Below are 17,997 nucleotides of genomic sequence, written 5' to 3' on the forward strand. Positions count from 1 at the left end.
TCCCCCATCCCGAAGTGCTGGTACGTCGCGCCAGGCTAACGGCAAACTCGGACCACCGGACGAGGTCGGTACAGAGCCGGTACACAACCTCTTTCCCGGCCATGCCCGAAGCACATGCCCCCGGTGCCGCGCGGGCGGATCACTCCCCGCGCTCGGCCGGCAGATGCGGCAACCGGTCCGCGGCGACCACCCCTTCGAGGTAGCCCCGGGCCCGCTCGGTGCGCGGATACGCCTCCAGCAGCCGCCAGAAGCGCTGCCCGTGCCCGGGCACCAGCAGATGCGCCAGCTCATGGACAAGCACGTAGTCGACGACGTACTCGGGCATGCCCTGCAGGCGGTGCGACAGGCGGATGCTGCCCTCGGACGGGGTGCACGAACCCCAGCGTGTGTTCTGGTTGGTGACCCAGCGCACCGACGTGGGCCGCGCGCGGCCGTCGAAGTACTGGGCGGACAGCCGCTCGGCGCGCTCGGCCAGCTCGGCGTCGCCCAGCACCCGCTTGCTCTCCTGGGCGGCCAGCTTGTCGAGCATGACGGTCACCCAGCGCTGCTCCTCGGCCTCGGACATCCGGGCGGGAATGAGCACGACGGTGCGATCGCCCTCGCGGTACGCGGAGACCGTCCGGCGTCGACGGGTACTCCGGCGCACCTCGATCACGCTCGCCCCCGAGCCGCTCGGCGGCGGGCTCGTCGTGCTGCGCTGCGGTTTTCCGGAGCGATGCAGTGGGTCGGCGGACACGCCCCGACGTTACCCGCTGCACACGGGGGAAGTCCCGAGTCCGGGACGGTTCGATTCCGATCGACCACCATGCGTTTGATTTGTACGACGAACATCCCCCGCCTGTGGATAACTTTCGGCGCCGCCGGTCCGGGCCGGGCATGCTGTCCCTCGTCGGCGAAGACCCGGCCGGGCCCGACCAGCCCGGCCACCTCAACCGACGAACAGTGAGATTCCGGGACTTTCCTGGCTACGGGGGCCTGTCATGCATCCGATGGTGAAACCCGCGCTGCGGCGCGGCTGGCGCGACCTCAGCACCGTGCAGTTCGGCATGACGCCGGCGCACGCGATGACACTGGGGCCGATGGACATCGCGACCGGCAACTTCCTGGACCTGCTCAACGGCACCCGCGGGCTGCCGCTCCTGCGCGAGGAGGGCCGCCGGATGGACCTGCCCGACGGCCATGTGGACGAACTGGTCCGGCGGCTCGCCCGGTCCGGACTCCTCGACGACGCGAGGGGCGGGGGACCGGCCGCCGACGCCCTGCGCGCCAAGCAGGCCGTCCTCGACCGGCTCCGCCCGGACCTGGCCACGCTGTCCCTGACCACCACCGAACCGGGCGAGGCGATGGAACGCCTCGCCGCCCGCCGCTCCCTGCGCGTGCAGGTACGAGGCGTCGGCCGCGTCGGCGCCACGGTCGCCGCACTGCTGGCGGGCGCGGGCGTCGGCGAGGTGGACGTGCGCGACGGCGGCCGCGTGGAGCCCTGGGACGTGGCACCGGGCGGGCTGCCCGCCGAGTCGATCGGCGAGCGCCGCGACGAGGCCGCCCGCCGCGTCGTCCGCCAGGCCGCCCCGGACAGCCCGCCCCGCCGCGACCACCGGACACCGGCGGAACCCGCCGACCCGGGCTTCTCCCTGGTGATCCTCACCCCACGCGACGACGTCGCCGTGCACGCCCCCGCCCCGGCCACCGCCGAGCCCCTGATCGCCTCCGGTACGCCCCACCTGTACGCCGGGGTCGTCGAGGGCACCGGCGTGGTCGGCCCCTTCGTCCTGCCCGGCGAGACGGGCTGCGCCCGCTGCCTGCACGAAGGCCGGACCGACCGGGACCCGACGTGGCCCCGCCTGGCCGCCCAGTGGCACTCGGGCCGGCAGCGCTCGGTCCGCCCGTGCGACGTGACCTTGGCCACCACCGTCGCCGGCCTGACGGCCGCGCACGCCCTCGTCTTCCTCGACGGCCGCGCTCCCACCAGCGCGGGAGCCCGCTGGGAGATCTCCGTCCCCACTCTCCAGTGGCATGCGCGACCCGTCTGGGCGCATCCGGCATGCCCGTGCGGGGCGGCGGAGAGGGGTACGGAGAAAAGCAACAGGGAACGCGCCGCCGAGGACGGGAAGGCACACGAGACAATGGCGGTGGAACGGTCGTCAACGGAGGTACGCCGTCAGGCAGCGCGGCGCGCCCGGCTGTGACTTGGAGGGCGCATGTCTGATCTTCCCCGCAAGGCGGTCACCCGGACCGCCAAGCTCGCCGCGCTACCGCTCGGCTTCGCCGGGCGGGCGACCTGGGGCCTGGGCAAGCGGATCGTCGGCGAGTCCGCGGATCTCGTCGGCCGCGAACTGCAGCAGCGGACCGCCGAGCAGCTCTTCAAGGTGCTCGGCGAGCTCAAGGGCGGCGCGATGAAGTTCGGGCAGGCCCTGTCCGTCTTCGAGTCGGCGCTGCCCGAGGAGATCGCCGGGCCCTACCGGGCGGCCCTGACGAAGCTCCAGGACGCGGCGCCGCCGATGCCGACACGCACGGTGCACAAGGTCCTCACGGAGCAGCTCGGCCAGGACTGGCGGGAGCTGTTCCTGGAGTTCGAGGACAAGCCGTCCGCCGCGGCCTCGATCGGCCAGGTGCATCACGGGGTGTGGCACGACGGCCGCGAGATCGCGATAAAGGTGCAGTACCCGGGAGCCGGCGAGGCCCTGCTCTCCGACCTCAACCAGCTGAGCCGTTTCGCACGGCTGTTGGGCCCGCTCATCCCCGGCATGGACATCAAGCCGCTGATCGCGGAGCTGAAGGACCGCGTCTCGGAGGAGCTGGACTACGGGCTGGAGGCCCAGGCCCAGCAGGAGCACGCCGAGGAGTTCACCGACGACCCGGACTTCGTGGTGCCCGCCGTGGTCCACCAGTGCGACCAGGTCCTGATCACCGAGTGGATCGAGGGCATCCCGCTCTCGGAGATCATCACGGACGGCACCGAGGAGCAGCGCGACCGCGCCGGACAGCTCCTCGCCCGCTTCCTCTTCTCCGGCCCCGCCCGCACGGGCCTGCTGCACGCCGACCCGCACCCCGGCAACTTCCGCCTCCTGCCCGGCGGCCCGGAAGGCGACGACGACTGGCGCCTCGGCGTTCTGGACTTCGGCACGGTCGACCGACTCGCCGGCGGCCTGCCGGCCCCCATCGGCGACTCCCTGCGCATGACGCTGGACGGCGAGGCAGAGGCCGTCTACGACCTGCTCCGCATCGAAGGCTTCGTCAAGGAGTCCGTCGAGCTCGACCCCGACGCGGTCCTCGACTACCTCCTCCCGATCATCGAGCCGGCCCGCGTCGACGAGTTCACCTTCACCCGTGGCTGGATGCGCAGCCAGGCGGCTCGCGTGGCCGACATCCGCTCCCCCGCATACCAACTGGGCAAGCAGCTCAACCTCCCCCCGGCCTACCTCCTCATACACCGGGTGACCCTGAGCACCATCGGCGTCCTGTGCCAGCTGAACGCCACGGTCCGCCTCCGCGAGGAACTGGAGGAGTGGCTGCCGGGCTTCGTGCTGGAGGAGGACCCGGAGGAGGGGGACCCGGCGGCGGTCGAGGCGTGACGTCAGGGCCCCGAGGGGCCGGCACTCACCACCACGCCGAATCCAGCCGCCCCTCGATGGCCCGCAGGTTCTGCCGGGAACAGCCCTCGCAGAAGTACTGGCGCGTGCTGTTCTCCACGGAGCAGGTCCAGGTGGGCTGGGGAGTGCGGGCCGGGGTGCCGCAGCGGGCGCAGACGACGGGGCGGGGTTCCGCGGCGGAGCCGCCCTTGTCGCTGTCTCCGGGAAGACTCGTCACCCCGCCGACGATATCCCCGTGACCGGCTGAACCTCGGGTACAACGCACCGCGGGGGCCGGTCCGTTCGGTCGGACCGGCCCCCGCGGTGAAGCATCCGCCTCCTCGGGCCCGCTCGGGTCGGGAGGCCACCGCTTCAGGTGTGTCGGTTACTGCATGACGGCCATGGCCAGCGCCCGGCGGGCACGCCGCGAGGCGCGCTCGGCCCGGCGCTGCATCCGGCGGGCCGCCACCAGGCTCACGGCCCGTCGCTGCTCCCGCGCCTCATGCAGGCGGTCGTGCATATGCGCACGAGCCAGGGCTTCTGGGATGAGTTGCATCTCTCGGGTCCTGTTCTGACGCGAGTCGTTCGCGCCGGTGGTGGTGACGTCTGATGTCGCGGAGCCGGTGGGCTCGTTGGTGGACGGCTTCATCGGGGCCTGCTTCTGGGGGTCGTGCGTGAAGGGACGGTCGATCGTTCCTGCGGTGTTCATGCCGTGACCGGGTTCTTCCGCGGGCGGCCACGCGGCCGCTTCCGGGCGACGACGACACCCTGGACGAACAGCTCGCCACCCCAGACGCCCCAGGGCTCACGCCGCTCCTTGGCGCCGGCGAGGCAGGCCTCGACCAGCGGGCAGGTACGGCAGAGGGACTTGGCGTACTCGACGTCCGCCGGGGACTCCGCGAAGAAGACCTCCGGGTCGTAGGAACGGCACGGGACGGGTACGCCGAGGTTCTCGATGGCGTCGTCGAGCGCGGTGAGCGCAGTGAGCGGGGTCAAGGTGGAGTCCTCCGTGAGGCCGGGCGGGGGGATCGTTTCGGAAGGCGGTACGGACGGGGCGTGCGCTTCGAGTTGCACGGTGTTGGCTTCCTCGTCTGGTCGTTCCGGTCGGGTTGGACCGGGTGGCGGCTGGTACCGGGTTCTTTTCTTGTCCCGAGGCCCCTTCGCTCCGTCGTCCCGTTCGGGACAAACAGAAGGGCCGCGGATCCCGGATGGGGTTCCGCGGCCCTGAAGGCGCCGGCCTGATTGCCGATCAGGCTGGATCACTCCAGGGTTCTGGCCCACGGAAGGCCCACATCTGGTGGTGCTGCGTCGTCTGCTTCCGGAATCCGGCACCGGTCGCCGTAAAGGCATAGGCCTGGGCCTGTGCCACTACTGCTGCTTCCAGTGCCTTGGTCGGTCGCTCATTGCGCTCACGGACGGGAAGGACCGCGAGAGACAGGGAGGACGCCGGACGGACGGCACGAATGCCGGACAGACCGGTGCCCGGGTTGGAGACGCCGAGCATGCACAGGGAAGCGACCGAGCGATCGGTCATTTTGACGATGCTGGTGGAGCTCTTCTTGATGCTGATCACTGGACTCGCCTCCTCTCGGCGTCTCGGGGGACTGGGGTCAACCAGTCTGCGGATATGCAAGTAGAACACGGAATCAGGGCCTCCGAGAAGGCCGCTGTTCCCGTGCCTAAGAACCTATGGGGATTGCTGGGGCATGCGCAAACTATTTTTTCGACGAGTTCGTATCAGTCCCCGTCTTCCCCTCCTTCGGGCTGTTGGCCTGCGCAGATGGCCAGAACATCGGCTCCGTAGCGGTTGAGCTTGCGCATCCCGACGCCCGGGATCCGTGCCAGCTCGCCCTCGTCGTCCGGGGCGGTCTCGGCGATCGCCACGAGGGTCTTGTCGGTGAAGACGCAGAAGGCGGGCTGACCGCTGCGCCGGGCCTGCACCGCACGCCAGTCCCGCAACCGCTCGTACAGCCCCTCGTCCATGTCGGACGGACAGTCCTCACAGCGCATCAGCTTCATCTCACCGGCGTCGGTGAGGGTGCGTCCGCAGACCCGGCAGCGCGCGGGCGCGCGCTGCGTCCGTCTCGGAGCGGCGACGCCACCCGTGCGGTTCGCCCCACTGGAGTAGCCGCGCTCGATGCCGCCCGCCGCGCCCGCGCCGGCGCGGCCCGAAGCGGCTCCGGAGCCGGGGCGCAGTCCGTCGAGGAAGCGGCTCGGGCGCCGGCTCGGGCGGCCGCCGGGTGAGCGGGCGAGCGCCCAGGAGACGTGCAGGTGCGAGCGGGCGCGGGTGACACCGACATAGAGGAGACGGCGTTCCTCCTCGATCTGTTCGTCGGTCTTCGCGTAGGTGATCGGCATCATGCCCTCGGCGACTCCGACCAGGAAGACGACGTCCCACTCCAGGCCCTTGGCCGAATGCAGGGAGGCGAGGGTGACGCCCTGCACGGTGGGGGCGTGCTGGGCGTTCGCCCGTTCGTCGAGTTCCGCGACGAGGTCGGCCAGGGTGGCTCCGGGCCGGGCGGCTGCGAAGTCCTGGGCGAGGCCGACGAGCGCGGCCAGCGACTCCCAGCGCTCTCTGACGGCGCCGGAGCCCGCCGGGGGCGTGGTCGTCCAGCCCTCTCCGGAGAGCACGGCGCGCACCTGGGACGGCAGGTCGACGGCCTCGTCGAGGAGGGAGTCGTTGCCGCCGAAGCGGGCGGCGCCGCGCAGGGCGATGCCGGCCTTGCGCACCTCGGGCCGGTCGAAGAACCGCTCGGCGCCGCGCAACTGGTAGGGGATCCCGGCGTCGGCGAGTGCCTGCTCGTAGGTCTCGGACTGGGCGTTCGTACGGAACAGGATGGCGATCTCGCCGGCCGGGAAGCCGGAGTCGAGAAGTTCGCGGATGCGGCGGGCGGCGCCCTCGGCCTCGTCGGGCTCGTCGGTGTACTCGCTGTAGACGGGCTCAGGGCCTGCGGGGCGCTGGGAGACCAGTTCCAGCCGATGGTCGGCGGCGCGGCCACGGGCCTGGGCGAGCAGTCCGTTGGCGAGGTGGACGACCTGGGGCGTGGAGCGGTAGTCGCGGACGAGCTTGACGACGGTGGCGCCGGGGTGACGGGTGCGGAAGTCCAGGAGGTAGTCGGGGGTTGCGCCCGTGAACGAGTAGATCGTCTGGCTGGCGTCGCCGACGACGCACAGGTTGTCCCGGTCGCCGAGCCAGAGATCCAGCAGGCGCTGCTGGAGGGGGCTGACGTCCTGGTACTCGTCCACCACGAAGTGCTGGTACTGCGCACGTACCTGGTCGGCGATGTCGTGCCGGTCCTGGAGGACGGCGACGGTCAGCAGCAGGACGTCCTCGAAGTCGATGACCGCGCGGTCGCGCTTGAGGTCCTCGTAGGCGGCGTAGACCTGGGCGATCTCGGCGGGATCGCGGGGTGCCTCGCGGCCGGCCTTCGCGGCCGCGAGCGCGTAGTCGGACGGGACGGTCTGGGTGACCTTGGACCACTCGATCTCACCGGTGACGTCCCGCAGCTCGCCCCGGTCGAGGCGGATGCGGCAGGCGGCGGCCGCGTCGGCGACGAGCTGGACCTTGCGGTCGACCAGCCGGGGCATCGAACCGCCGACTGCTTTCGGCCAGAAGTACTGGAGCTGACGCAAGGCCGCCGAGTGGAACGTACGGGCCTGGACTCCGGCGGCGCCGAGCTGGCGCAGGCGGCCGCGCATCTCGCCGGCGGCGCGGTTGGTGAAGGTGACGGCGAGCACGCTGGACGGGTGCAGGATTGCGGCGCGCACGCCGTAGGCGATCCGGTGGGTGATCGCCCGGGTCTTTCCGGTGCCCGCGCCTGCCAGCACGCACACCGGTCCGTGCAGCGCGGTGGCGACCTCGCGCTGCTCGGGGTCGAGCCCTTCGAGCACCGCGTCGGCCGAATCCGGTACCCGCGGGAAGAGGGTGGAGTGGGTTGCTGCTGTCACACCGCCATGCTGCCAGGTCGCCGGAGACGGGTGAGCCGGTTATCCACAGGCGGGGCCACGCGGTCGTACTAATGCGGCAGGGATCACGTCATCAGGCGGCGGGCGGCGGGCGGCGGGCGGCGGGGAGGGGGCGACGGGAGCGGGCAGCGGGCAGCGGGGAATGGCGCCGACATCGCGTACGTTCCCTCTCTGCGACCACTTCCCCGACCCGCCGAAGGAGCGCGAGAGACATGCTGGGCACTGTGACGATGTACAGCACCACGTGGTGTGGCTACTGCCGCCGGCTGAAGAGCCAGCTGGACCGCGAGGGCATCGCGTACGACGAGATCAACATCGAGCAGGACCCGGAGTCCGCCGCGTTCGTGGAGAAGGCGAACGGTGGGAATCAGACGGTGCCGACCGTGCGGATCGTGCCCCTCGCGGGCGGCACGGAGGTCGTCATGACCAACCCGAGCCTCGCCCAGGTGAAGCAGGCGCTCAGCGCCTGACCTGCTGAGGGCCCTCGCCGGACAGTGTCCGGCGAGGGCCTTTCCTTTGGGCCACGACCTCACCGGACACCGTCCTCAGCAGCCCTTCTCCTGTCAGAACGTGCTGCGCGTCGGCAAGGGCTTGCCGTACCAGAGCTCGATCAGGCGGGCGGCGATCGAGATGCCGTACGGCGGCATCACCTCGCCCGAGTCGAAGGCTGCGCGCAGTTCGTCGCGGGAGAACCAGCGGGCCTCGCTGATCTCGTCGCCGTCGACGTCGATCTCGGTGGAGGTGGCGCGGGCCATGAAGCCGAGCATGAGGCTGGACGGAAAGGGCCAGGGCTGGCTGGCCACGTACTCGACCTGGCCGACCGTGATGCCGGCCTCCTCTCGGACCTCTCGGCGTACCGACTGCTCGATGGACTCGCCCGGCTCGACGAAGCCGGCCAGCGTGGAGAAGCGCCCTTCGGGCCAGTGGACCTGGCGGCCGAGCAGGATGCGGTCCTCCTCGTCGGTGACGGCCATGATCACGGCGGGGTCGGTACGCGGGTAGTGCTCGGCGCCACAGGCAGGGCAGCGGCGGATGTGCCCGGCCGCCGCGATGACCGTGCGCTCGCCGCAGCGGGAGCAGAAGCGGTGGGTGCGCTGCCAGTTCTCCAGGCCGACCGCGTGGACCATCAGGCCCGCGTCACGCGGCGACAGCAGGAGGCCGGCCTCGCGCAGGCCCGCCGGGCGCGCGGACTGGTCCATGCGGCCGGGCAGCGCGTCCTTCTGGAGCGCGAAGTAGCTGACGCCGTCCTCGTCGATGCCGAGGAAGTAGCGGTGTGCCTCGGTGAGCGGGGCTTCGAAGGACGGGCCCATGACGAGTTCGGTCCGTCCTTCGGACGTCTCGTCGATGAGGACCTGGCCGCCTGAGACCACGAAGCAGCGGGTCGTGGGGTGGCTCCATGCCGCCGCCAGCCAGGCCTCGTCGAGCCGGTGATGCGCGGCACGGTCGATGCCGCTCGGGGCGGTGAGCGAGATGGGTCGGTCGGCGGTGTGGTCGGTCCAGGTGGTCACGGGTGCTTCCAACTCCCCCGGTGGAACGGTTGATTCGGCGGCGGTTCAGCGGGATGTGTGGCGGGAGGCGACCGGGTCCGGCGGGGCCGCCGTGGCGCGGGCGGCCTCTCCAGTGTGCCGCGCGCGGGGCGCCCCCTCGACCATGGCGGTCAGGGCGCATGGCGCCAGTGCTCGGCGAGGTCGCCCCAGAGGTACGCGGTGGTCTCGGCGCCCTTGAGGAGCAGGTCCAGCTCGACCTTCTCGTTCGGCGCGTGCCAGCCGTCGGAGGGGACGGAGATCCCCAGGAAGAGAACGGGTGCGCCGAGGACTTCCTGGAGGTCGGCCGCCGGTCCGGAGCCGCCCTCGCGCGTGTAGCGGATCGGTTGGCCGAAGGCGCGGCTCATGGCGCGTACGACCGACTGCAGCGCGGGGTGGTCCAGCGGTGTCAGGCAGGGACGGGTGGCCGAGGAGAAGGCGATCTCGTGCCGGATGCCGGCGGGCACCTGGTCGGCGGCCCAGGCGCGGACCACCTGCTCGATGTGGTCCGGGTGCTGCCCGGCGACCAGGCGGAAGGAGAGCTTCACCATCGCCGAGGACGGGATGATCGTCTTGCTGCCCGGGCCCTGGTAGCCGCCGCCGAGGCCGTTGACCTCGGCGGTGGGGCGGGCCCAGACGCGCTCGAGAGTGGTGTGTCCGGCCTCGCCCTGGGTGGCGTGCGACTTGGCGGTGCGCAGCCACTGGGGCTCGTCGAAGGGGAGCTCGGCGAAGAGCGCGCGCTCCTGGTCGGTGAGGTCGACGACACCGTCGTAGAAGCCGGGGATCGCCACGCGCGCGTGCTCGTCGTGCAGGGCGGTGACCAGGCGGGCGACGGCGGTCGCCGGGTTGGGTACGGCGCCGCCGAAGGAGCCGGAGTGGATGTCCTGGTCGGGGCCGTACAGCCGGATCTCGCACTCGGCGAGGCCGCGCATGCCCGTGCACACCGTGGGGGTGTCCTCGGACCACATCCCGGTGTCGGAGACGATCACCGCGTCGGCGGCGAGCCGTCCCGCGTGCTCCTCGACAAGGGCCCGGAAGCACGGCGACCCGGACTCCTCCTCACCCTCGATCAGCAGCTTCAGGTTGACGGCCGGGGTGGTGCGGCCCGTGGCGGCGAGGTGGGCGCGGACTCCGAGGGTGTGGAAGAACACCTGTCCCTTGTCGTCGGCCGCCCCGCGCGCGTAGAGGCGGTTCTCCCGGACGACGGGGTCGAAGGGGTCGCTGTCCCAGCCGTCCTCGCGGGCGGCGGGCTGCACGTCGTGGTGGCCGTAGACGAGGACCGTGGGGGCCTGCGGGTCGTCCGAGGGCCACTCGGCGTAGACGGCGGGGGCGCCCGGCGTCTGCCAGACCTCGGCGGTCGGGAAACCGGTCTCCTTGAGCCTGCTCGCGAGCCAGTCGGCGCTGCGCCGCACGTCGGAAGCGTGCTGGGGCTGCGCGGACACCGACGGGATGCGCAGCCACTCGCCGAGATCGTCGAGGAAGGCGGCACGGTGCCGGTCGATGTACGTGCGGACGGCGCTGTCCGGGGTCTCGCTCATGCTCACGAGCCTATCGGCCCGCGCTGACACCCTGTTCGTGCGGTTCGTCACCGTACGGCTCGTCCAGCAGCAGCCGTTCCAGCGCGGCCCGGCCGGGGAGGTCGTCCGGCCGCGCGACCTCGCCGGTCCGCACGTACACGAACACGGCCGTGACCGACTCCAGGGGCACGCCCTGCTGCTCGGCCCAGGCCAGCCGGTACAGGGCGAGCTGGAGGGCGTCGGCGGACCGGCCCCGCCCCGTCTTCCAGTCGACGATCTCGTACGTCGTCCCCTCGCCGTCCCCGTCCCGATACACGGCGTCGATACGGCCCCGCACGACGCGGCCGGCGATGGCCAGCTGGAAAGGCGCCTCGACCCGGTAGGGCGTGCGGTGGGCGTACTCGGTGCGCTCGAAGGCCTCCTTCAGGGCCTCGAGGTCGCGTTCGTCGGCGATCTCGGCGTCACTGCCCGGCAGTTCCTCGGGCTCCAGCATGGGCAGCGTCAGCTCCTCGAAGCGGGCCTCCACCCAGGCGTGGAAGCGCGTGCCCCGGCGGGCCGCGGGCTGTGGCGGCCGCGGCATGGGCCGGACCAGTTCCTGCGCGAAGCCGTCCGGGTCGGCGGCCAGGCGCAGCAGCTGGGACGCGGTCAGCGAGGCCGGCAGCGGAACCTCCGTGACGGTTTCCCGCGCGCGGAGCAGCTCGCCCGTGAGGGCGTCGAGGTCGCGGTCCCAGGAGGCGATGGCGCGGGACTCCTCCGGGGTGAGCTCCGGGGTGAGGGTGCTCGGCCCGGACAGCGGCAGGTACGGGCGGGCGACCTGGGTCACGTCGGCGTCCGGGGGCGCCGCCTGGTGCGGGACGGTCGGGCGGGGGCCCCGCGCGGGGTGGGATCCCGGCGCGGGGCGGGGCGCGTCCGCCGGCCCGTGCGGGTCCGCGTCCGGGGGCCGGTGCGTGTCCGCGGGCGGGTCCGTGTTCGCGGGCCGGTGCGTGTCCCAGGAGTCCCAGTCGCCCGGGTCCTCCTCCTCGTAGGCCTCATAGGCCTCGTAGGCGTCCCCTTCATAGGGGATGGCGTCGGCTTCGTCACGGATGCCGTCGGGGTCCTCGTCGTCCGGCGGTGGTGGCCACTCCGGGTCGCCGTAGGCGTCGGGGTCGTGCACCGCGGCCGGGTGGTCGTCGTCGTGGGCGGTGAGGGCGTCGAGGTGGGCCAGGACCGTCTCGGCGGCCGTGCGGCGCCGGGCCTGGGCGGCGGCGTCCAGGGGCAGTGGCCACAACTGGTCGGCGGTCGCCTGATGGAGGGCGGGGTTCTCCTCGTCCTCGGCGGGTTCGTCCGCCCACGCCTCGATCTCGCCGTGACCGGCGGCGCAGTGTTGGTAGAGGTCGAGGAGGAAGTCGGAGGGGCCGCGCGGTTTCTTCTGGGTGGGGCCCCACCAGTGGCCGGAGCCGAGGAGGAGGGAGCGGGGACGGGTGAAGGTGACGTAGCCGAGGCGGAGTTCCTCGATGTGCTGGTGGTCCTTCATCGCCTCGTGGAAGGCCTTCATACCGCGCGCGTCCCATGTCCGGATGTCGGGCAGCGTGTCGGCGTCGCCGCGCAGCTCGTGCGGGAGCACCTTCGCCTGGGCGGTCCACTTCTCGCGGCCCTGGCCGCTGGGGAACGTGCCGGTGACGAGCCCGGGGACGGCGACGACGTCCCACTCCAGGCCCTTGGACTTGTGCGCGGTGAGCACCTTGACGGTGTTCTCGCCGCCCGGCAGCGCGTTGTCGAGGCCCTTCTCGTACTGGGCTGCGGTACGCAGGAAGCCCAGGAACGCGAGCAGGCTCGCCTCGCTCTCGTCGGCGGCGAAGGAAGCGGCGACGTCCAGGAAGTTGGACAGGGTCTCGCGGCGGCGGGCGGCGAGGGCGTGCGGAGACGCCGACAGCTCGACCTCCAGGCCGGTGACGGCGAGGACGCGGTGCAGGACGTCCATGAGCGGGTCGGACAGGGAGCGGCGCAGGTCGCGCAGCTCGGCGGCGAGGCGGGCGAACCGCACGCGCGCGTCCGGCGAGAACGGCAGCCCGTCGTCGTCCCCGCCGCCCCCCATCGGCGACTCCAGGAACGTGTCCAGGGCGTCGGCCAGCGAGATCACCTCGGCCGGGTCGACCCCCTCGACCGCCTCGGCGAGCCTGCGGTCGGGGTCGTCGTCCCCCTCCACGCGCGCGTGCGACACGAGCACCCGCGCACGCCTGCCGAGCAGGGCGAGGTCGCGCGGGCCGATGCGCCAGCGCGGGCCCGTCAGCAGGCGGACCAGGGAGGCGTTGGCGCCCGGGTCCTGGAGCACCTCGCAGACGGCGACCAGGTCGGCCACCTCGGGCAGGTGCAGCAGTCCGGAGAGGCCGACGACCTCCACGGGAATGCCGCGGGCGACGAGCGCGCCCTGGATCTCGGCGAAGTCGGTCGCCGTGCGGCACAGCACCGCGATCTCGCCGGGCTCCTGGCCGGTGCGGACGAGGTGGGCGAGGGAGTCGGCGATCCAGTCGATCTCCTCTGCGTGCGTGCGCAGCAGCGCGCAGCGGACGATGCCGTCGCGTTCGGCGCCGGGAGCCGGGCGGAGGGCCTCCACGCCCGCGTGCATGGCGCGCAGCGGCTCGGCCAGACCGTTGGCGAGGTCCAGGAGCCGGCCGCCGCTGCGGCGATTCTGGCTGAGCGCCTGGCGCTCGGCTGTGCTGCCGTCGGGGTGGGCGAAGTGCTCGGGGAAGTCGTCGAGGTTGGCGACGGAGGCGCCGCGCCAGCCGTAGATGGCCTGGCAGGGGTCGCCGACGGCGGTCACGGGGTGGCCGGTGCCGCCGCCGAACAGGCCCGCCAGGAGGACGCGTTGGGCGACGGACGTGTCCTGGTACTCGTCGAGAAGGACCACGCGGAACTCGTCGCGCAGGATGCGGCCGACGTCGGGGAGTTGGGCGAGCTGTGCGGCGAGGGCGATCTGGTCGCCGAAGTCGAGCAGGTCCCGCTCGCGCTTGGCCGCCCGGTACCGCAGGACCAGTTCGACGAGTTCCCGGCGGGCGGCGGCGGTGTCGGGGACCTTGCGCAGGTCCGCGTTGGTGAGCTTGGCGCCGTCCAGCGTGCGCAGCAGCTCGGCGTCCCACGCGCGCAGGCTCTCGGGCCGTACGAGGTGTTCGGCCAGCTCGGAGTCGAGGGCGAGGAGGTCGCTGACGAGGTCCGGGAAGGAGCGGGTCAGCGCCGGGTAGGGGCCCGGGGCTTCGCGGAGCACGCGCGCGGCGAGCTGGTAGCGGGTGGCGTCGGCGAGCAGGCGGGAGGTCGGTTCGAGGCCGATGCGCAGGCCGTGGTCGGTCAGCAGGCGGCCCGCGAAGGCATGGTAGGTCGAGATCACCGGCTCGCCGGGCGGATTGTCCGGGTCGATGACATCGGGGTCGGTGACGCCGGCCCTCACGAGCGCCTTGCGCACCCGCTCGGCGAGTTCACCGGCGGCCTTGTTGGTGAACGTGAGGCCGAGCACCTGTTCGGGCGCGACCTGGCCGGTGCCGACCAGCCACACCACTCGTGCCGCCATCACCGTCGTCTTGCCGGAGCCGGCTCCGGCCACGATCACCTGCGGGGCGGGCGGCGCGATGATGCAGGCCGTCTGCTCCGGGGTGAACGGAATCCCGAGGAGCTCCTTGAGCTGCTCGGGATCGGTGATACGTGCGGACACCTCAGAGAGGCTAGCGGCGGGCACTGACAACGCATGCCGAATCGGCCGCCGGAGCGGGAGAAGCGCAGGTCAGACCGTACCGTGCCCTATGTCACTCGACCACGTGGCGTCCCTCGGGGCGGGCGCTGCACGACGCCCGGAACGCGCAGTGCGCGCAGTGCTGGCCGGTCGTGGGTGAGAACCGCTCGTCGAGCACCTTGCCGGCCGCCGTCGCCAGCAGCTCGCCGGCCCACTCCCCCTCAAGGGGTTCCTGGGCCTGCACCTTGGGCAGCGTCTCGCCGCCGTCCCGCTTGGCGGCGCCCTGACGCAGCTGGACCAGTTCGGCGCCGCCCGGCTCGGGGCGCACGCCGTCGAACGCCTCGTCCACGGCGCCCTCGCGCACCGCCAGCTGATAGACGGCCAGCTGGGGATGGCGCCCCACCTCCTTGGAGGTGGGGGCCTGCTTGCCGGTCTTGAAGTCGACGACGTACGCGCGTCCTTCGCCATCCGCCTCGACCCGGTCCATGGAGCCGCGGATGCGCACCTCGTAGTCGCCCGCTCCGAGCGTGACGTCGAAGTCGTGCTCGCTCGCCACCGGCGTGCGTCCCGTGCGGTCCATCACATGCCACTGGAGGAAGCGTTCGAGCGCCACGCGCGCGTGCTGCTTCTCCTGCGCGGACTTCCACGGAGCGTCGAAAGCCAGGGCGTTCCACACCGAGTCGAGGCGCTCCATGAGCACGTCGAGGTCGGCCGGGGTGCGCCCGGAGGCAACCTCGTCGGCGAGGACGTGCACCACGTTGCCGAAGCCCTGCGCGACGGTGGCGGGCGCGTCGGCCTTCACCTCACGGCCGAGGAACCACTGCAGGGCGCAGGTGTTGGCGAGCTGGTCCAGGGCGCTGCCCGACAGCACGACGGGCTGGTCGCGATCGCGCAGCGGCACCTTGGACTCGGTGGGTTCGAACATGCCCCACCAGCGGTACGGATGCGCGGACGGGACCAGCGGGCGGCCTTCCTCGTCGGCGAGGGCGGCGAGCCGGGCCAGCCGGCGGGCGGCGGCCTCCCTGAGAGCGTCGGACGCGTGCGGGTCGACGGTCGTCGCGCGCAGTTCGGCGACGAGCGCGGCCACGGACAGCGGGCGGCGGGGGCGGCCGGTGACGTCCCTGGGTTCGACGCCGAGCTCCGTCAAGAAGCGGGAGGGCTGGTCGCCGTCGTCGGCGGGGGCCTTGACCGCGGTGACGACGAGGCGTTCACGCGCGCGCGTGGTGGCGACGTAGAACAGGCGGCGCTCCTCGGCGAGGAGGGCACCCGGGGTGAGCGGTTCGGCGAGTCCGTCGCGGCCGATCCGGTCGGCCTCCAGGAGGGAGCCGCGGCGGCGCAGGTCCGGCCACAGGCCTTCCTGGACGCCCGCCACGACGACGAGCCGCCACTGCAGCCCCTTGGCGCGGTGCGCGGTCATCAGGCGTACGGCGTCGGGCCGTACGGTACGGCCCGCGAGGGTGTCGGCGGCGATGTCCTCGGCCTGAAGCTCTTCCAGGAAGTTCAGTGCGCCGCGGCCGCCGGTGCGCTCCTCCGCGCGGGCCGCGGTCGCGAACAGCGCGCACACGGCGTCCAGATCGCGGTCGGCGTTGCGTCCGGCCGCACCACCTCGGCGGGTTGCCCGTTCCAGGCGGGCGGGCCACGGCGTGCCCTCCCACAGGTCCCAGAGGGCCTCCTCGGCCGTGCCACCGCCGGCGAGCCGTGCACGCGCCTTCTGCAGCAACGCGCCCAGGCGCTGGGCGCCGCGCGCGTACGCCGGGTCGTGCGCCACCAGACGCTCGGGTTCGGCGAGCGCGCGCGCGAGCAGTTCGTCCGACGGCGGTGGCACGGCGTTGCCCGCGGCCCGCTCCTCGTCGCGCAGGGCGCGCCCGAGCCGGCGCAGGTCTGCGGCGTCCATGCCGGCGAGGGGCGAGGCGAGGAGGGTGAGCGCGGTCTCGGTGCCGAGCCAGCACGTCGCCGCCTCCGGCGCGGTCTCGGCATCCGGCTCGGGCTGCGAGGCCGAACCCGGCTCGGGCTGGGGCTCGGAATTCGGCTCGGACCGCGACTCGGGCTCGGGCTGCGGCTCGGCCTCGGAGTCGGAATCCGACTCGTGCTGCGGCTCGGGCTCGGGCTCGGGCTGCGGCGCGGAATCCGGCTGGGGCTGTGGCTCGCCAGAAGGTTTTCCGATTTCTGACGGTACGTCCGCAGCCCCCTCCCCCGTCTCCACGCCCTCCGCGCTCCATTGGGGACGCAGCCCCGCCTCCGCCGAAGCCACCGCCCGCAGTGCCGTCAGCAGCGGTGCCACGGCCGGCTCGTGGCGCAGCGGCACGTCGTCGCCGTCGATGTCCAGGGGTACGCCGGCGGCCGTGAGGGCACGGCGCACCGTCGGGATCATGCGGGATCCGGCTCGTACCAGGACCGCCATCTCGCTCCATGGGAGGCCGTCCTCCAGATGCGCGCGGCGCAGGATGTCGGCGATGTTGTCCAGCTCGGTGCCGGCCGTCGGGTAGGTGTAGACCTCGACGCGGCCCCCGTCCCTCAGGGGGGTCAGCTCCCGGTGGGCGCGGACCTTCTCCGCCGGGAGCCGGGTGAGAGGCATCCGCTGGGTCAGCAGCCGGGTCGCGGTGAGCAGGGCGGTGGAGGCGCGGCGGGAGGTGCGCAGGACCTCGACGGGGGCCGGGCGGCCGTCCGCGCGCGGGAAGGCGCCGGGGAAGTCGAGGATGCCGTTCACGTCCGCGCCCCGGAAGGCGTAGATCGACTGGTCGGGGTCCCCGAAGGCGACAAGGGTGCGGCCCTCGCCGGCCAGGGCGTGCAGCAGCCGCACCTGGGCGGGGTCGGTGTCCTGGTACTCGTCCACGAACACGGCGTCGTACCGGGCGGCGAGCCCCGCCGCGACGTCGGGGCGGCGGGCGAGGAGCACCGCGCGGTGCACCAGTTCGGCGTAGTCGAGGACGCCCTGCAGGTCGAGGACGTCGAGGTACTCGGCCAGGAACGAGGCCGCGGCACGCCAGTCGGGGCGGCCGATGCGGCGGGCGAAGGCGTCCAGGGCTTCCGGGCCCAGGCCGAGTTCACGGCTGCGGGCGAGCACCGCACGGACCTCGTCGGCGAAGCCCCGGGTGGTCAGGCAGGCGCGCAGCTCGTCCGGCCAGCGCACGTGCGCGAGGCCGAGCCGCTCCAGGCCGGGCTGGCCCGCGAGCAGCTCACGGACGGCGACATCCTGTTCGGGGCCGGACAGCAGCCGCAGCGGTTCGACGAACAGGTCGCTGTCCTGGTGGGCGCGGACCAGGGCGTAGCAGTACGAGTGGAAGGTGGTCGCCTGAGGTGCGCGCGCCGCCCCTATGCGCAGCGCCATCCGGTCGCGCAGCTCGACGGCCGCCTTGCGGCTGAACGTCAGCACCAGGATCCGCTCGGGGTCGACGCCCCGCGCGATGCCGGCCGCGACGGACTCCACCAGGGTGGTCGTCTTGCCGGTTCCCGGGCCTGCGAGGACGAGCAGGGGACCGGAACCGTGGTCAACCACCGCGCGCTGTGCCGCGTCCAGACCAGGGGGAGCCGAGCGGGCCGGTGGAGTACGTACCAACCGGTAAGCGCCGCGGTCCCCCTGCCGCACCGGCTGGTGCGGCAGGCGCCTGGTGGAAGAAGAGGAGCTCACGTGGTTCGCCGGTCCTGGTGGTTGTGGTGGGGGCCGACCGCCGTGCGCGCAGGGCGGTGGCCGCGGGATGAGGGGGACACGTGCAGCCGACGCT

Annotated in this window: 12 protein-coding genes and 1 pseudogene; 3 read left to right on the forward strand and 10 right to left on the reverse strand. The window is 72.8% G+C overall.

From position 1 onward, the window contains the following. Positions 1 to 139 precede the first annotated feature (139 nt). Complete coding sequence (locus tag ACFV6X_RS02900) at positions 140 to 736, reverse strand: M48 family metallopeptidase (RefSeq protein WP_385376668.1); 597 nt, start codon at positions 734 to 736, stop codon at positions 140 to 142. 244 nt (positions 737 to 980) lie between these two features. Between ACFV6X_RS02900 and ACFV6X_RS02905 the strand changes: the two are divergent. Then, positions 981 to 2,206: pseudogene (locus ACFV6X_RS02905) on the forward strand (TOMM precursor leader peptide-binding protein). Then, positions 2,199 to 3,572 (forward strand): ABC1 kinase family protein, encoded by a 1,374-nt coding sequence (locus ACFV6X_RS02910; protein WP_385376671.1) that lies wholly within the window; start codon positions 2,199 to 2,201, stop codon positions 3,570 to 3,572. The pseudogene ACFV6X_RS02905 and the gene ACFV6X_RS02910 overlap by 8 nt, the downstream one beginning before the upstream one ends. 25 nt (positions 3,573 to 3,597) lie before the next feature. Here ACFV6X_RS02910 and ACFV6X_RS02915 read toward each other — a convergent pair whose 3' ends face one another. The 5 genes from ACFV6X_RS02915 to ACFV6X_RS02935 form a co-directional block, all read right to left on the reverse strand. Then, positions 3,598 to 3,807 (reverse strand): hypothetical protein, encoded by a 210-nt coding sequence (locus ACFV6X_RS02915; RefSeq protein ID WP_385376674.1) that lies wholly within the window; start codon positions 3,805 to 3,807, stop codon positions 3,598 to 3,600. A 147-nt stretch (positions 3,808 to 3,954) separates the two neighbouring features. Further along, complete coding sequence (locus tag ACFV6X_RS02920; RefSeq protein ID WP_385376677.1) at positions 3,955 to 4,278, reverse strand: hypothetical protein; 324 nt, start codon at positions 4,276 to 4,278, stop codon at positions 3,955 to 3,957. Continuing rightward, the gene (locus ACFV6X_RS02925) at positions 4,275 to 4,643 is read right to left on the reverse strand and encodes a WhiB family transcriptional regulator (RefSeq protein ID WP_030038270.1); all 369 of its coding nucleotides are present in this window, start codon (positions 4,641 to 4,643) and stop codon (positions 4,275 to 4,277) included. Before ACFV6X_RS02925 ends, ACFV6X_RS02920 begins: the two co-directional genes overlap by 4 nt. Positions 4,644 to 4,818: 175 nt before the next feature. Continuing rightward, positions 4,819 to 5,142 carry a hypothetical protein gene (locus ACFV6X_RS02930; protein ID WP_385376680.1) on the reverse strand — a complete coding sequence of 108 codons (324 nt, stop codon included), beginning with the start codon at positions 5,140 to 5,142 and terminating at the stop codon, positions 4,819 to 4,821. A gap of 164 nt (positions 5,143 to 5,306) precedes the next feature. Further along, entirely contained in the window at positions 5,307 to 7,517 is a 2,211-nt protein-coding gene (locus ACFV6X_RS02935) for an ATP-dependent DNA helicase UvrD2 (protein WP_385376683.1), read from the reverse strand. A gap of 230 nt (positions 7,518 to 7,747) precedes the next feature. On the opposite strand from ACFV6X_RS02935, the gene ACFV6X_RS02940 reads away from it, so the two are divergent. Then, positions 7,748 to 8,005 carry a mycoredoxin gene (locus ACFV6X_RS02940; RefSeq protein ID WP_385376686.1) on the forward strand — a complete coding sequence of 86 codons (258 nt, stop codon included), beginning with the start codon at positions 7,748 to 7,750 and terminating at the stop codon, positions 8,003 to 8,005. Positions 8,006 to 8,098: 93 nt separating this feature from the next. Here ACFV6X_RS02940 and nudC read toward each other — a convergent pair whose 3' ends face one another. From nudC to ACFV6X_RS02960, 4 genes are all read right to left on the reverse strand, one after another. Then, entirely contained in the window at positions 8,099 to 9,043 is a 945-nt protein-coding gene (gene nudC, locus ACFV6X_RS02945) for an NAD(+) diphosphatase (protein WP_385376689.1), read from the reverse strand. A 149-nt stretch (positions 9,044 to 9,192) separates the two neighbouring features. Then, the gene (locus ACFV6X_RS02950) at positions 9,193 to 10,596 is read right to left on the reverse strand and encodes a dipeptidase (RefSeq protein ID WP_385376691.1); all 1,404 of its coding nucleotides are present in this window, start codon (positions 10,594 to 10,596) and stop codon (positions 9,193 to 9,195) included. A gap of 10 nt (positions 10,597 to 10,606) precedes the next feature. Next, positions 10,607 to 14,257: a UvrD-helicase domain-containing protein gene (locus tag ACFV6X_RS02955; protein WP_385376694.1), complete on the reverse strand. Its 3,651-nt coding sequence runs from the start codon at positions 14,255 to 14,257 to the stop codon at positions 10,607 to 10,609. A 91-nt stretch (positions 14,258 to 14,348) separates the two neighbouring features. Further along, on the reverse strand, positions 14,349 to 17,903 hold the full coding sequence (locus tag ACFV6X_RS02960) for a UvrD-helicase domain-containing protein (RefSeq protein ID WP_385376697.1): 3,555 nt from the start codon (positions 17,901 to 17,903) through the stop codon (positions 14,349 to 14,351). Between the last annotated feature and the right edge of the window lie 94 nt (positions 17,904 to 17,997).

Origin of the sequence: Streptomyces sp. NPDC059861 (genome assembly GCF_042731435.1) — a bacterium.
Taxonomy (GTDB): Bacteria; Actinomycetota; Actinomycetes; order Streptomycetales; family Streptomycetaceae; genus Streptomyces.